13 protein-coding genes are annotated in these 14949 nt (G+C 49.6%); 9 read left to right on the plus strand and 4 right to left on the minus strand.

Translation table 11 applies throughout. The features are described from left to right. Positions 1-134: 134 nt before the first annotated feature. Entirely contained in the window at positions 135-1436 is a 1302-nt protein-coding gene (locus LVQ79_RS05745; protein WP_232864212.1) for a 6-phospho-beta-glucosidase, read from the minus strand. 17 nt (positions 1437-1453) lie between these two features. Further along, complete coding sequence (locus tag LVQ79_RS05750) at positions 1454-1759, minus strand: PTS sugar transporter subunit IIB (protein WP_064516930.1); 306 nt, start codon at positions 1757-1759, stop codon at positions 1454-1456. Between the two features lie 272 nt (positions 1760-2031). Between LVQ79_RS05750 and LVQ79_RS05755 the strand changes: the two genes are divergently transcribed. After that, positions 2032-3117, plus strand: a complete 1086-nt coding sequence (locus LVQ79_RS05755) for a MurR/RpiR family transcriptional regulator (RefSeq protein ID WP_232864213.1) — start codon at positions 2032-2034, stop codon at positions 3115-3117. 57 nt (positions 3118-3174) lie between these two features. Here the strand turns inward: LVQ79_RS05755 and LVQ79_RS05760 are convergent, their stop codons facing one another. Further along, on the minus strand, positions 3175-4395 hold the full coding sequence (locus LVQ79_RS05760; RefSeq protein WP_232864214.1) for an amino acid deaminase: 1221 nt from the start codon (positions 4393-4395) through the stop codon (positions 3175-3177). A gap of 202 nt (positions 4396-4597) precedes the next feature. Here LVQ79_RS05760 and LVQ79_RS05765 point away from each other — a divergent pair, with 202 nt between their 5' ends. Continuing rightward, entirely contained in the window at positions 4598-6028 is a 1431-nt protein-coding gene (locus LVQ79_RS05765) for an N-acyl-D-amino-acid deacylase family protein (protein ID WP_232864215.1), read from the plus strand. A 56-nt stretch (positions 6029-6084) separates the two neighbouring features. Beyond that, on the plus strand, positions 6085-6474 hold the full coding sequence (locus tag LVQ79_RS05770; RefSeq protein ID WP_232864216.1) for a RidA family protein: 390 nt from the start codon (positions 6085-6087) through the stop codon (positions 6472-6474). A 48-nt stretch (positions 6475-6522) separates the two neighbouring features. Here LVQ79_RS05770 and LVQ79_RS05775 read toward each other — a convergent pair whose 3' ends face one another. Continuing rightward, positions 6523-7386 carry a MurR/RpiR family transcriptional regulator gene (locus LVQ79_RS05775; RefSeq protein ID WP_232864217.1) on the minus strand — a complete coding sequence of 288 codons (864 nt, stop codon included), beginning with the start codon at positions 7384-7386 and terminating at the stop codon, positions 6523-6525. 738 nt (positions 7387-8124) lie between these two features. Here LVQ79_RS05775 and LVQ79_RS05780 point away from each other — a divergent pair. From LVQ79_RS05780 to LVQ79_RS05805, 6 genes are all read left to right on the plus strand, one after another. After that, a complete protein-coding gene (locus LVQ79_RS05780; protein WP_151994861.1) occupies positions 8125-9237 on the plus strand; it encodes an AI-2E family transporter in 1113 nt (370 codons plus the stop codon). A 46-nt stretch (positions 9238-9283) separates the two neighbouring features. Next, on the plus strand, positions 9284-10750 hold the full coding sequence (locus LVQ79_RS05785) for an efflux transporter outer membrane subunit (protein ID WP_232864218.1): 1467 nt from the start codon (positions 9284-9286) through the stop codon (positions 10748-10750). Then, positions 10747-11841: an HlyD family secretion protein gene (locus LVQ79_RS05790; RefSeq protein ID WP_232864219.1), complete on the plus strand. Its 1095-nt coding sequence runs from the start codon at positions 10747-10749 to the stop codon at positions 11839-11841. The genes LVQ79_RS05785 and LVQ79_RS05790 overlap by 4 nt, the downstream gene beginning before the upstream one ends. A gap of 8 nt (positions 11842-11849) precedes the next feature. Continuing rightward, complete coding sequence (locus LVQ79_RS05795; RefSeq protein ID WP_232864220.1) at positions 11850-12863, plus strand: DUF2955 domain-containing protein; 1014 nt, start codon at positions 11850-11852, stop codon at positions 12861-12863. A gap of 10 nt (positions 12864-12873) precedes the next feature. Then, on the plus strand, positions 12874-13299 hold the full coding sequence (locus tag LVQ79_RS05800) for an ion channel (protein WP_232864221.1): 426 nt from the start codon (positions 12874-12876) through the stop codon (positions 13297-13299). 235 nt (positions 13300-13534) lie between these two features. Continuing rightward, positions 13535-14938 carry a diguanylate cyclase gene (locus tag LVQ79_RS05805; protein WP_232864222.1) on the plus strand — a complete coding sequence of 468 codons (1404 nt, stop codon included), beginning with the start codon at positions 13535-13537 and terminating at the stop codon, positions 14936-14938. Positions 14939-14949: the final 11 nt, after the last annotated feature.

A 14949-nucleotide genomic window follows, 5' to 3' on the forward strand; every position in this document is an offset into this window, starting at 1 on the left:
CAGTCACATAGTTAGCTATGCTCCTGGGGACTTACGGGCTGGCCGCCTTCCTGCAACTCGAATTATTTTGGGTAGAATTATAATTTTATTTAGTCGTAGGTCGGATTAGCGTAGCGACATCCGACAACGCTGGTTTAAACGTTAAACTGCGGCAGCCACGCTTTATTGATACTTAGCACTTCATCGACCAGCGCAGACGCCAGATTGACATCAGCGACCAGTGGATTGGCCACCAATGCCAGTAACGCTTTTTGCTTATCGCCGTGAACCGCCGCTTCAATGGTCAAACGTTCAAAATCTTTAACTTGCTGAGTCAGGCCGTTCATCAGCAGTGGTAATTTCCCAAAGGCCAGCGGATGTGCGCCAAGGGCGTCAATCAGGCAGTTGGTTTCAATCACTGCGTCGTCTGGTAACCCCTGAATGGCACCGTTGTTAGCGGTATTCACCACCATTTCCATACCGAGATTGTTGTGTAAGGCGTTAATCAATTGCACCGCGACCTCGGAGTAGAACGAACCACCACGCTGGCTAAGTTCTTCCGGTTTTTTATCGAGGTTTGGATCGGCATAGAGCTTAAACAGTGACTCTTCCACCTTCATGACCAGCTCGGCACGAGTGCCTTTAGTAGCGGCATCAGAGAGTTCATCTTCCAGCATGGTGCGCGTTTGCCAGAAGTAACGGTGGTAAGGGCAGGGAATGGCGCCTAGTGCGCGCAGCAAATCCGCAGGCCACGGAATCGCTTTAATGTTGTTCATGGAAAGCTGCTCGCCATCGCACAGCATTTCAATAACTTCGTCGGTGGCATCGCGTCCGTTTGCCAACACTTTATGCACCCAAACCATATGATTCAGGCCCACAAAACGGAGCGAAACTTTGTCATGAGGCAGTTTTAGCATGTCGGCAATCATATGGTGCATTGTCACCGGCACATTACACAGACCGATGATTTTTGCTTTGCTATAACGTGATACCGCTTCGGTCACAATGCCGGCCGGATTGGTGAAGTTGATAATCCACGCATCCGGGGCGAGACGCTCCACGCGGTGGGCAATATCGAGCATCACGGGAATGGTGCGCAACGCTTTCGCAAAACCGCCAACCCCCGTGGTTTCCTGGCCGAGAAGCTTGTGGCTTAAACCCAGGCGTTCATCGGCGGCGCGGGCGGGAAGTTGCCCCACGCGCAGCTGCGTTAAGACAAAACTGGAACCTTTGATGGCTTCGTCAGCGTCAAAATGTACGGATACCTTGACGGACTCCAGACCATTTCTGTCGAGCATGCGACGGGCGAGGGCGGCAATAATATCGACTTTCTCGCGACCCGCTTCTACATCCACCAATGCCAGTTCCGCCATTGGCAGTGAAGCATGGCGTTCAATCAATCCTTCAATCAACTCCGGGGTATAACTGCTTCCCCCGCCAATAACGGTAATTTTCATCTTGTTCTCCGCCTGTCTCAGGCCATTAGGGCGAGGGCTTTATCCAGCACGCGATCGCCGCGCATGGTGCCGTAATCCATCATATCTATCACCGCGACAGGTTTCCCCAGCGGTGTGGAAAGCTCAGTCAGGCGCTGTAATTCGTACTGTACTTGCGGGCCAAGCAATACCACGTCGGCATGGCGCAATTGGCCTTCAATTTCGGATACCGGGATGGCGTCAATTTCGATTTCCAGAGAACGCTTCGTCGCTTCGGTACGCATTTTTTGTACCAGCATGCTGGTGGACATCCCCGCAGCACAGCACAACATGATTTTTTTCATTACAACCTTCCCCTCATTTGAAAACATATTTCATACATTAGCTGTTTTAATTAGCATGTATGAAAATTATTTTCATGAGTGTGATCACTGTTGGATTATTTCCCGATGGCACTGAGGCCGGATGAATATGTGATCTCTATAGGAAAATGGATATGGATGGCGAGCGTTGTAGAGAATAATGTGTACGTGAATGAGATGGATTGAAAAATAATTTCAAACATTTATGATGCTTTTAACGAGCAGTTAATGCCGACATTAGGACGCCCCCTGTTATGGATATTGTTTACCAACTGGTACACGGGTTATCTGGCCTGCCTGCGCAAGAATCTCGTCTGGCACGCTTTTTCCTCGATAACTTCGCGCAAATACCCGAAGCAACGATGGAAGAGTTAGCGACAAAGGCAGGGGTGAGCCCTGCCACGTTGCAGCACTTTGCGCGCAGCATTGGCTGTGACGATATCAATGATTTTATCGGCCAGGTGCGCCATCAACAGCAGGAGAACAATCTGCAAGTTCCCGCAGCCCCTATGCTGGGCGATGCTGCCTGGGTAGATCCGGGTGCACTGAAAGCGCTGGCCCTTAACGCTGGTATTGGTAGCGAAATACTCGACAGGTTTTCGCACTCAATAGGGCGTGAGAATAACGGGGATATTCTCGGCCAGATCCGCAACCGCCTGAATGACTTCAGCCAGCAAGAATCACGCGTGGCGCAGACCATTCTTGATGATGTCTCTTTTGCTGCCTCGGCCACCATCGACCAGCTTGCGACGGCTGCTGGGGTTAGCCCGGCAACTATTACCCGATTTGCCAGAGCTTCGGGGTGTGACGATATCCGTGATTTGCGTATGAAACTGGCGCAAGCCAGTACACCGGTAGCCGGTGGTGATATGGCTTTGCCATGGCGTGAAAAACTGAACAAGCTGCAAAATGCACTAAATTCACAGTTCTGCGAACTGCAACCCGCAGTCATCAATCAGGCAGTTGTTCGTTTAAAACAGGCGAAAGCGGTGCATATTTTCAGTGCCAGTGCGGCAGATACGCCTTTTGCGAGCCTGTTGCAATATCGCCTGCTGACTCAGGGCTATCCGGCCAATATTTGTCAGGACCCAGCGCTGATGAGTATTACTGCATCGATGCTTGGTGCCGGACAAGTGTTGGTAGTTTTTGCAGGCTCTGCACCGGAAAATGCACTGATTGCGGCGGCGCATCAGGCGCGTCGGCTGGGTGCTGAAATCATTTTCATTGGCCGGGATAGCGGCTCATTTATTCACAGCGACGATATTCTTTTACCGCTAACAGAAGTGCGCTACGGTTCGTTGTTAATTATTGATTTGCTTTGTGAAGGGATTGATAGCTGAGCCGATGGCATAAATGTCGGGTGTCGCGAATGCTAACCCGACCGGCAAACTATTTGATCAAAAGGCTGTTTCCAACGTTTCGAGAACGTTGTACTGCTCATCAACCAGTAAGAGCGCTTTCCATTTGTCGAATGTCAGGCACGGATGGGAAGTGCTGAAGACCAGAATATCCCCCACCTGCACATCAGCACCGGCTTTGAGTTTCAGCATGGCATGTTGATCCATGATGCCGGTGGTTTCGATGGCATTAGCTACCAGTTCCAGTGATTTTCCCGCTCGGTAATGCGCAACAGGCTGCGGTAAACCTGCGTCAAAAGCGCTGTCTCGTTTGCCAAAATTCACAATCGCGCGGTCGCTTTCCGGTACGGATTGCACCATTGCAACCAGCTCCAGAGCCGAGACTAAATCTCCCCCAAGATCACAGGCGACTTTATCGCGCGCCATAAGCTCGTCCTGTGCTTGCTGGTAAATACCGGCATCGTGCGTGATGTAACAACCAGGGCGGATAACAATGCGGCAGTTTGCCGGTTTTTGCGCGACCAGCCAGACATTACATACCACGTCATACCAAACAGAACCCGCACCCGTGAGGATAAATTCCCCGTCAACATATTGCTCTAGCTGGCAGGCGAGTGCCGCGGCGTCGCGCAGCAATGCTTCCACTTTCGGTTGCGGGTTTTCGCCGTGCAGCACGCCTTCATACAGTTCCAGACCGCGTAAGCGCAGACCCGGGAGTATAGAAATTCCCTCGGCCAGGGTTTGTGCCTGTTCAGTCGTGCGGCAACCACAGCGCCCACCAGGTACCCCCAGTTCAATCAAAACATCAAGCCGCTGGTTATTCGCGCTAAAGAAAGCAGAAAGCGCTTTTGCATTGGCAAGACTGTCAACACAGCATAGGTAATCGACATCCGGGTAATGAGCTTTTAGCTGTGAGACCAGCTGCATATTTGCTTTGCCGACCAACTGGTTAACCATCAACACTCGTTTGATACCGCTAACCATCGCAATGCTTGCTTGCCAGGCGCTGCCGACACCTACCGCCCAGGCCCCCGCTTGCTGCTGTTGTTGAAAAATCCACGGTGTCATGGTGGTTTTCCCGTGAGGGGCCAGGGAGACACCGCGCGTATCTGCGTAGCGCTGCATCCACTGAATATTGTTCTCCAGCGCGCCTTTTTTGATAACGGCTGCGGGTAAACAAATGTCTTCGTTGAGGATATTAGCAGGGGTAAACATCAAGGCTGATTTGTGTAGGACGAGGTTAGCGTTCTGGTATTTCATAACATTATTCCTTTGTGATTTTCATTTCTTTCAGACAATGTATCATTTGTAATTTAATGAAAAATATATTTTTTATTAAAAATAATGTGCTTAATTGAATAAAAGTATCATAATTTCATAGGGGTTTTGAGTAGTCTTCCACTGTTTTTTACGCTTGTAAATGGTTAACTTTAATCCAGAACATAACGGGGGTTAGGAAGACATGAAGTTCGATTACTTGTTCAGGAATGTCACGGTTATCGATGGAAGCGGTGGAGCGCAATATCGTGCTGATGTTGCGGTGCAGGGCGATCGCATTGTGGAAATCGCGCCAATGATCAGTGGTTCGGCACATGAAGAAATTGATGGAAAAGGCCGGGTGTTGGCTCCTGGTTTTATTGATGTTCATACCCACGATGACATTAACGTTATCCGGATGCCGGAGTACCTGCCAAAAATTAGCCAGGGTATTACGACAGTGATCGTCGGCAATTGCGGAATCAGTGCCGCCACGGCGACCATGAAGGGTAATGTGCCTGACCCGATGAATTTGCTCGGTGAAGTGGAACACTTCATCTACCCAACGGTTGCCGCCTACGCGCAAGCCGTAGAGCAAGCTAAGCCGGCGGTTAACGTCGGCACATTAATTGGCCACACGGCGCTGCGTAATAATCATATGGATGACTTGTTCCGCGCCGCCACAAGCGAAGAAATTAGCGCCATGCGCGCGCAGCTTCGTGAGGCGTTGCAGCAGGGCGGTCTAGGGTTAAGTACTGGTCTTGCCTATGGCAGCGCGTTCCATTCCACAACAGAAGAGGTGATGGCGTTGGCGGAAGAGTTGGCGGCGGGGAAAGGAATTTACACCACCCATCTGCGCTCGGAATTTGAGCCGATTCTTGAGGCGCTCGATGAGGCCTTTCGCATTGGTCGTCATGGCAAAGTGCCTGTCGTTGTTTCACATCATAAGTGCGCCGGGGCAAAGAACTGGGGGCGGACGGTTGAAACATTGAAACTATTCGACAAGGTGCGCCAGCAGCAGGATGTGTCCTGCGACTGTTATCCCTACTCTGCGAGCTCTTCTACGCTGGACCTGAAACAAATTACCGACGAATTCGACATTGTGATTACCTGGTCGGAACCGCATCCTGAAATTGCCGGGCAGTCGCTAAAACAGATCGCGCAAAACTGGTCGATGACGTTGACTGAGGCGGGGAAATTGCTGATGCCAGCCGGGGCGATTTACTACAACATGGACGAGCAGGACGTGCGACGCGTGTTGAGCTACCCGGTCACCATGGTCGGCTCAGACGGTTTGCCAAACGATCCGATGCCGCATCCGCGTTTGTGGGGAGCCTTCCCGCGTGTACTGGGTCACTACAGCCGTGATGAGAAGCTATTTCCGCTGACTGTTGCAGTGCATAAGATGACGGGAATGTCGGCTGCTCGTTTCCAGCTTGATGGGCGCGGACTGGTGAAGTGCGGCTATTATGCTGATTTAGTGATGTTTGATGCTGAAACCGTGCGCGATGTGGCAAGCTTTAGCGATCCGCAACAACCGGCTGCTGGTATCGAAGCGGTAATGGTTAACGGTGTGATGAGTTATGGTCGGGATCAACAAGTTATCGGGCGTGCCGGGCGGTTCTTACGTCGCTAAATCGCATCTTCATTTCGCCCCTCTCCTGAGAGAATGAAAATCAATAAGGAACAACAATGAGCATTAAACGTTACGGAGTCGGTGGCAGCACTGGAACAGGCGGGCAGCACTTACCCTTTGCAAAAGCGGTAGAAGCGGGTGGTTGGCTTTATGTTTCCGGGCAAACGCCAATGAAAGATGGTGAAGTCGTTGAAGGTGGCATTATTGAGCAGTCGCGCCTGGCGATTCAGAACTGCGTGGACATCATGGAAAGTGCGGGCTACACCCTGGCCGATGTGGTGCATGTGAAGGTTTATCTTACCGACGCGCGCTATTTCCAGTCGTTTAACAAAGTGTTCGCTGAGTTCTTTGCCGAGCATCCGCCAGCTCGCGTCTGTTGTGTGGCTGACCTGGTGGTGGATTGTAAAGTCGAAGTGGATTTGACCTGTTATCGGGCAGACCGTTAAGGGTTAGTTCGCTCCTCCCTCTTCTTGAGGGAGGCACCCGGCAAGCCGCTAATCCCCCAGAGGCTGTCTGTCCGCACCACCCCGATGGCTATCCAGGGCAAGTTTGATGCGGCGCAGGCGGTCTTTGGTCTGGTTTTTATTGGCCATAGCCAGCTCCGTCGCCAACACATCTACCATTGCTAACATCGCATAGCGCGAGGTGCTGGGCTTAAAAATATAGTCGTTTTCCCGCACTATCAGCGGCAGCACAATATCAGCGTTTTGCGCCAGCGGTGAGTCTTGCGGGGTGATGGCAATCACTTTTGCACCGTACTGCCGGGCGATAGCCGCACTTTCAATCACCTCTGGTGTGTATCCTCCCAGCGATAATGCCAGTACCACATCGTTGGGTGACACAGCCGAACACATCATTCTGACCAGCAGACCATCACTTTGGCTGACCACCGGAAGGCCAAGACGGAACAGGCGAAATTGTACTTCCTGGGCACAAATTGTGGAGCCACCGCCCATGCCGATAGCGAGAATTTGTCGGCTTTGGCCCAACCATTCCACCGCTTTGTTAAGCGAGTCGGTATCGAGTGCCCGGCGATTAATATCCAGCACATTAATGATAGTTTCGTAGATACCTTGCACGCCTTCGAGGTCAGGTACATCCAGAATAAAACGTTGCCCTACCGCCAGCGACTGTGCGAGTTTCACTTTTAGCTCGCGCACATCTTTGCAGCCAATCGCGCGTGCAAAACGGGTAATCGATGCCTGACTGGTATCTGTAAGCCGCGCCATTTCTGAAATTGATAAAGTCGTAGCTGATTGCACATCATCGAGAATAAATTGTGCAATACGCTTTTCTGTCGTGGTCAGCTCCACAAAACGATCGGTGATGCAGGAAATAATATCGATGGAAACAGACATGGCGCGTCCCTGAAAATGGTTAAAAATTGCTGGTACTTTGTACCACAAAAATCATTTGTTGTGGGATCAGCCTGAGTTCAACTGAGGTTTTATGGTTTGCGTGCTAACAGTCGCCTTGTTTTTAGATATGACCTTGTATTATTAATGGCTTGCAATTAATTATTAACACTTTGATACCTTAATGCCGCAATTATTCTCATTGAGTTGATTAGTGTTTGTTAAAAATAAACAAAAAACCGTTTTGTTGTGTGCTAATAAGGCTGGTTTAATACTTGGGTATAGCCTGAAATAATTATTCTGCAGAAAGAACATCACCCGAAATGATGTTGGGGGGTATTGTCATTTCATTCGTTTCTGGTGATGTATTCATCAGTGAGTGAGGTGTTACGAACGCCGTTGTGATATTTTCGATTGTACGGGTTGTTTTTTACAGAGCTTAGTTCTGATTTTTTATTTGTATTTATACGGAAAATGCTATCGAAAATAGAATGCCGTTGTATAGATTAAATTTTTTATCTTTGTTTTTAGATGGTAAGTCTGGCGACCACACTCTTTGTGCCATTTTTGCAGTAATGTCTGTTTGTTCTATTATCAAAATAGTTAATAAAAACCAACGGGTTTATATTACTGGGCTCAATCTAATTTTTTAAAATGCAATGCCAGCGATCTGCTGTCCCGGTCATTAATGCTCGAGATCTGGATAGTTACGTAGTCACTATCACCTGGAATAACCGCATCATGGAAATTAATGATACTCCCTTAGCTGAGAAAAGACTGGTTGCCAGATTTCTGGATATGTTCATCAAATTTGGTCTCATCCTCGCACTAGCCTCCTTCTGTTTTACTGTCATCTCGCCTTTTATGAATATGCTGCTGTGGGCACTTATTCTGGCGGTGACTCTCTATCCGCTTCATCAACGTTTTGCTGCGCGTATGGGGAATAAACAGGGATGGGCTGCGACCTTGCTGGTGTTGCTGGGGGTGTTGCTAATCGTTGTACCTACCATCGCGATGATTAGCTCCCTGGGTGATAGCGTCAGTGCACTTATTTCAAAAGTCACCAGTGATAGCCTGGTCATTCCGCAACCTTCGAATCGCCTGGTGGCAATACCGATTGTGGGTGAAAAAATCTATGTTGTGTGGATGAGGGCCGCGACAGATTTACCAGGTTTAGTTAAAAGTTATGGCCCGCAACTAGGTGAGATTACCCGCCAGGTTATTACCATTCTGGCTAGCATGAGTGGCGGTTTGATTGGCTTTGTATTCTCCTTTATCGTCGCCGGTATCATGATGGCCTGGGGTGCTTCAGGTGCGGCAAGTGCTACGAGTATCGCCACACGCATCACCGATGAAAGAAAAGGCCCGGCCCTGACTAAACTTTGCACCAATACCATTCGTGCCGTAGCGATGGGGGTTATTGGTGTTGCCTTCATTCAGGCGTTGCTGGCTGGTATTGTGATGGCGTTCGCTGGTATTCCTGCCGTGGGGATTTTCTTCGTTCTGGCTCTGATTCTGGGTATTGCCCAGGTTCCGGTGATACTGGTTACCGCCCCGGCTATCGCGATTATGTGGATGACAGGCGACAACGGAACCGTGATGAATATCATTTTCACCATTCTGCTGATTGTCGCCGGTATGGCGGACAATGTGCTGAAACCTTTGTTGTTGGGGCGTGGTGTAGATGTGCCAATGCCTGTGGTGCTATTGGGGGCGCTGGGAGGTATGGCGACCAACGGTATTCTCGGCATGTTTATTGGCGCGACCTTGCTATCTATTGGTTACCGAATCTTCATGGCCTGGGTTAAAGAAGGTCCGTCAGGCCCGACGTTGAGCGGGCAAGATGCTCTGTGAAGACAGATTCAGGCGCCTCCTGATAACGGGGGGCGCAAGCCTGGTCTTGAGCGCGTGTACCACTCTGGGACCTGACTATAAAACTCCACAAGTTCCGGAGCTGGCGCAATGGCAGCCAGCGACGAAGAGTATGGCATCTGGCGTATCTCAGAGCAGTTATGACCAGTGGTGGATACAGCTTAATGACCCGACTCTTACGATGCTCGTCAACGAAGCCTTGCGGAAAAACCCCGATGTTAAAATTGCCGGTCTGCGCCTGCTTGAATCACGAGCACAGTTGGGGATTGCAGAAAGCTTACTCTCACCTCAGGCAACCATTGGCGATGGGCAAGTCATTACTGGCGGTCAACAACATAATGACCGTTACATCGCTAGCACCAACTATGGCGCGGGCTTTAACCTGGGATGGGAGATTGATTTCTGGGGCAAGTTCAAACGTGGTGTCGAATCTGCCGATGCGAGTTACTTCGCAACACTTGCGCAATATGACGATATTCAGGTGCTGATGGCGGCACAAGTCGCCCAGCTGTATGTGAATATCCGTACGCTTGAAGCGCGCCTGCAAATTACCCGCAGTAACGCCAAAATTCAGCAGCGTAGCCTGCAAATCACAGAACGTTTATTCCTCAGTGGCAACAGCGCTGAGCTGGATGTACAGCAGGCGAGAACCCAATATCTATCAACTCTCTCAAGTCTTCCTCAACTGGAAACAAGTCTGCGTCAGAGCCAGAACGCATTGAGCGTGCTGCTGGCGCGAAAACCTGGCCCGTTACCCGAAATGGTCGATAACACAGGGGGCCTTCCGAAGGGCAACCTCGAGCTGGTGTCGGAATTGCCTGCAGATTTGCTGCGCCGCCGACCTGATGTGCGAGCGGCTGAAAGGCAATTAGCGGCACAGTCAGCCTTGATAGGCGTGGCAGAAACTGAACTCTATCCGTCTATTTCTCTTATCGGCAGCGTGGGAATTAGCGCCCGAAATGGCGGAAGTAGCACGCTCTCCTGGGCTGCGGGGCCGACATTTAGTTGGAACTTGCTTGATCAAGGGCGGCTGGGTAACCAGGTGTTGGTACAAGATGCGCGGTTCCTGCAACTGCATGAACGCTACCGGGATACGGTATTTCAGGCCGCACGTGAAGTGGATGATGCAGCCGTTGCTTATGCCAATGATAAACAAGAGATCGATCTGCTGACCCAAACTGGGCAGGCGGCAAACCGTTCTTTGGATATCGCCAACACCCAATATCGTGAGGGTATGGCTGACTTCCAGCGGGTACTGGATTCACAAAGAGCCTTGTTTAATCAACAGGAGAGGCTAGTGAATAGCCGGGGTGCCCTGATGCGTGACTTGATTACGCTCTATAAGGCTCTGGGCGGCGGTTGGGAGAAAGGGCGTGAGCGCCCACTGGTTGATAAGCAAACCGATGCTCATTTACGCCAGCGTGATAACTGGGTGCCTTTATTGGATGCCCCTTTGCCATCAGCAACGTTACCCAAAGAAGGTAAACAGCAATGACAGAATCCTCATATCCGGCGGGGCAAGCCAGTCGACGTGGAGTGATAGGTCTCCTCGTGGTCATCATTTTATTGCTTTGCTGGTATCTGGCGGCGGATCGCCTCACACCTTATACCTCTCAGGCAAGAATTCAGGCGTTTGTTATCCCCATTGCTGCGGAAGTGGGAGGGCAAATACAAAAGGTCTATGTCCGCGATAATCAGGAGGTCTCGCCGGGCGATAAGCTGTTTGAGCTTGATCCCGAGCCTTATGACATCGCGTTGGCTAAGGCTCGCTCGGACTATGAAACGGTGCTCAGTTCGGTCAAAGCCAATAATGAAACCATTGCCGCGGCCAAAGCGGGTTTACAGGCGGCAACAGCCGCTTATCAAAATGCGGCTAAAGACGCTGAACGTCAGGAGCGTTTGTATCGTGAAGATCCCGGCACCATCTCAGTTCGCCGACTCGAAGTGGCACAAGCCACGCGGGAAACCGCGCGTAGCCAGATGGCAGCCGCCGCTGCTGATGTGCGCCGAGCGACGGAAGCTGCGGGCGTTTCCGGGGAAAAAAACTCACAACTGCTGAGCGCTCGTTCCGCGGTGCAAAAAGCCGAACTGGACCGGAAAAATACCGTAGTTGTTGCGACCAACCGCGGGCTGGTAACGGATCTGCGCACTGATATCGGACAGTTTCTTGGCGCGGGAGCACCCGTTATGACGCTGGTGGCGATAAACGATGTCTGGATTAGCGCGGATATGACCGAAAATAACATCGGCAACGTGAATATCGGTGATGAAGTCGCCATTTTGCTCGACAGCATGCCGGGGCATATTTTCAAAGGCCAGGTGCGCAGCATCAGTTATGGCGTAAGTGCTACACAAAGCCAGCCCGCAGGTGTTCTGCCTACGGTCGATAATAGCCGTGACTGGCTACGTCAGGCGCAGCGGTTCCCGGTGAAAATAGCCTTTGTTAAAGACGATTTCCCTCCGGTTAAAAACTTGCGGGTCGGTGGGCAGGCGGATGTATTGGTCTATGCCAATGGCGCTGGCGTAATGAGCTTCTTCGGTAGCATCTACATACGACTGATGAGCTGGTTCTCGTATATCTACTGAGGTAGGCCATGCATAACGGGGATCGTGCGGTACTGAGAATTGGAGTGGGATCGGCCATTGCGGCGCTGGTCTGCTACGGTCTTGCACTACCGATGCCGCATTTGGGCTGCATTATGGCCTGGATTGTGTTGTGTCAGGGGAAACCTTTGCCCATCAAAAAGGGGATTATTGTTGGCTTAGTGCTAACGATGACCATGATTGGTGGCGTGCTGATGGTGCCTTTACTGACGCACTACCCGTTATCTGCATTGCTGTTTACGGCGCTGCTGCTTTATCTGCTGATGCTGATGGGGCTTAGAGGGAAGGGAACCCAGGCCATGCTACTGACGACGGCCATTACCATCATTCCGATTGCCGGACTCATCGAGCAGTCACTAGCTATTGGTATTGCTCAAATGATGGGGCTTGGCATCATCATTGGTACGGTGGTTAACCGGTTTGCGTTAGTACTGTTCCCGCCTCAGGCCACACCTGCCTCAGCAGCTAAGGTGCTACTGCCTCCTGAATCTCCACACCAGCTGGCTTTACGTGCAGTGCTTATTGTATTGCCGGTGTGGTTGTTAGCATTAAGCAACCCTGCGTTTTATATCCCGGCAGTGATGAAAACCGTGATGCTGGCACAGCAAACCAACACGCTTGCGGCAAAACAGGTCGGGAAAGAGTTGGTGCTATCGACTTTGATGGGGGCGCTGTTGGCGGTAGTGCTGTGGTTTGGGCTTAGCATCTGGCCTTCATTCCTGATGCTGGTGCTGTGGATGGCTCTCGTTAGCCTTTGGGTTGCGCGCCGTTTGGTGCGACTGGCGACTAGCCGATTCACCCCCTCTTTCTGGAGTAATGCCTGGGTCACCTGCCTGATTCTGTTTGGCCCAGCAATTCAGGACAGTGCTTCCGGTAAAGATGTCTGGCTGGCATCGCTGATGCGCTGTTCTCTATATGTTGCTGTTGCCCTGTATGGCTGGGCGTGTGTGGTGGTTCTTGAACGCTGGCATCTGGCTGGTCGTCCAGCAGCCGAAACCGATTAAGGGGGTTAAAATGTTGCTGGTCTTGATAACTGGGATGCCTGTCATCCTGTGCAATATGTTGCTGCAATCACTTATGTCTGTTTGGTGCATTCGCTTTTACATCAAGCGCTTTCACCAGAGGGAAGGGATGTTTTATGGCGTATTGGCATTGTTCGGCATCATCATCATTGTATTGGTGGGTAATCTGCTGCAAATAATGCTGTGGGGGATCTTGTTTTTGTGGCTCGGGGAGTTTTCCTCTCTGCAAGAGGCGGTTTATCACTCTGGCGTCAATTTTGCCACGTTGGGCTATGGCGATATCGTGATGAGTGCGAAATGGAAACTGCTCGGCCCACTGGAAGCGGTGAATGGTGCGCTGATGATTGGGTTGTCCGGTGCCAGCATGCTAGCGGTGCTACAGCACCATATCCGCAAGCAATTGGGGAATTTAAAGTAATCTTTTTTATCTGGCGCAAAGTTTTTCGCTATTGCTGCAATATTGGGTTGCATAGCAGAAGTATTGACGTATTTAAAGCAGTTGAATGTATTTAAATGTGGAAATTTTAAGTAAGAGAATTATATATATCTGGAAATGATAAAGTTATACAAAAAAGAGCAGTTGAGATAATATTCAACTCACAGGGGAATTCCTTAATAGAAATAATATCTCGCGAAGAATAAATGTTACACTTATGAAAAACATCCAACCTCTTAATTACGACATTATTAAAAATGAGTGGCAGTTGTTAATTAATAATACAAATGCTGCAACTCATCAGACCCTTATGAGCCTTAGTGATGAGGAGGTCAGGCAGCTGGTTGATGCGTATTATCAATATATGTTGCAGGATGAGAAGGCGAAATTATTCCTTAGCACGACCCAGGTTGAAGAGAGACTTAGTGCCAGTATGAATAACTGGTTGCGCAAAGTGCTGGGGAGTTCGTGTGAAGATTTAGCCGCATTAATTACTCATCAGCGCAATGTTGGTGAGGTTCATGCTCGGATTGGGTTGCCTATCGATCTTGTTGCCCGTGGCGCCAGAAAGCTGAAGTATGAACTTTTTCAATTGCTATTAAATAAAACACAACTCTCTGCAAAAGAAATTAACGATGCTATCTTCTTTAGTGGCATGGCAATAGATTCGGCAATTGAAGTGATGACTATTGCTTTTACACCTTCACATCAAAAAATGATGCACGATCAAGAACATTTTCGCCTGCTAACTGTTTATGACGATATGAGCGTGGAACGTGAACGTCAGTTAGGGGCATTAAAAGATTGGGAAAATCAGTTTATTTATAATATTGCGACTGAATTGCCATTTGAAGAACGTGTGCTACTTAGTGATTCTGAATTCGGGCTATGGTTTGCTCATAAAGGCCAGCATATTTTCAGGCAGCCAGATTTAATTAAGAAAGTTGATGCACTGATCCAAAAAATAGATAGGCTTATTACCACTGAGTTTGCTAAAGAATCATCAAATACGTTAAGTCGCATTCATTTGCTACGCCTGTTAAGGCAAGATATTGAACAGGTTAATATGATTCTTAGCTCTATCTTCGAAGAGATAGTGAAAAGTGAGAATGGTAAAGATCCAATGACCAAACTACTCACTCGTCGCTTTATCCCTACGATCATGAGACGTGAGATTGGTTTATCCATTAGCTCCGGTAAGCCTTTTACTATCGCTTTGTTGGACATAGATTACTTCAAAAAAATCAATGATAACTATGGTCACACTGTCGGTGATAACACACTAAAAAATATTGCGGTCTGGTTGCATGAGTATGTGCGCAGTAGTGACTATGTTTTCCGCTACGGTGGTGAAGAATTTATGTTGTTGATGGTGGAAACGACACTGTCTCAGGCTCAAGTCCTGACGGAGCGACTGCGCAGCCATATTGCCAGCCAGATGATTGAAGTCGATGTAGACACCTCATTTAATGTCACCATCAGTGCAGGTTTGGTCGAATTCGATAACCACCCTGATTACCAGCGGCTTATTAACAAAGCAGACCAAATGTTGTATCAGGCAAAAAATAATGGTCGCAACTGTATTGAGAGTTACCCATTCGGCATGGATAACTCACTTTAATTGCCAGATTA

The sequence above is a fragment of the Buttiauxella cochleicola genome (assembly GCF_021282405.1).
Lineage (GTDB): Bacteria > Pseudomonadota > Gammaproteobacteria > Enterobacterales > Enterobacteriaceae > Buttiauxella > Buttiauxella massiliensis.

Coding starts and splice junctions, on each gene's coding strand:
- LVQ79_RS05745 (WP_232864212.1), bottom strand. CDS start 1,436: ATGAAAATTACCGTTATTGGCGGGGGAAGCAGTTATACCCCGGAGTTG.
- LVQ79_RS05750 (WP_064516930.1), bottom strand. CDS start 1,759: ATGAAAAAAATCATGTTGTGCTGTGCTGCGGGGATGTCCACCAGCATG.
- LVQ79_RS05755 (WP_232864213.1), top strand. CDS start 2,032: ATGGATATTGTTTACCAACTGGTACACGGGTTATCTGGCCTGCCTGCG.
- LVQ79_RS05760 (WP_232864214.1), bottom strand. CDS start 4,395: ATGAAATACCAGAACGCTAACCTCGTCCTACACAAATCAGCCTTGATG.
- LVQ79_RS05765 (WP_232864215.1), top strand. CDS start 4,598: ATGAAGTTCGATTACTTGTTCAGGAATGTCACGGTTATCGATGGAAGC.
- LVQ79_RS05770 (WP_232864216.1), top strand. CDS start 6,085: ATGAGCATTAAACGTTACGGAGTCGGTGGCAGCACTGGAACAGGCGGG.
- LVQ79_RS05775 (WP_232864217.1), bottom strand. CDS start 7,386: ATGTCTGTTTCCATCGATATTATTTCCTGCATCACCGATCGTTTTGTG.
- LVQ79_RS05780 (WP_151994861.1), top strand. CDS start 8,125: ATGGAAATTAATGATACTCCCTTAGCTGAGAAAAGACTGGTTGCCAGA.
- LVQ79_RS05790 (WP_232864219.1), top strand. CDS start 10,747: ATGACAGAATCCTCATATCCGGCGGGGCAAGCCAGTCGACGTGGAGTG.
- LVQ79_RS05795 (WP_232864220.1), top strand. CDS start 11,850: ATGCATAACGGGGATCGTGCGGTACTGAGAATTGGAGTGGGATCGGCC.
- LVQ79_RS05800 (WP_232864221.1), top strand. CDS start 12,874: ATGTTGCTGGTCTTGATAACTGGGATGCCTGTCATCCTGTGCAATATG.
- LVQ79_RS05805 (WP_232864222.1), top strand. CDS start 13,535: ATGAAAAACATCCAACCTCTTAATTACGACATTATTAAAAATGAGTGG.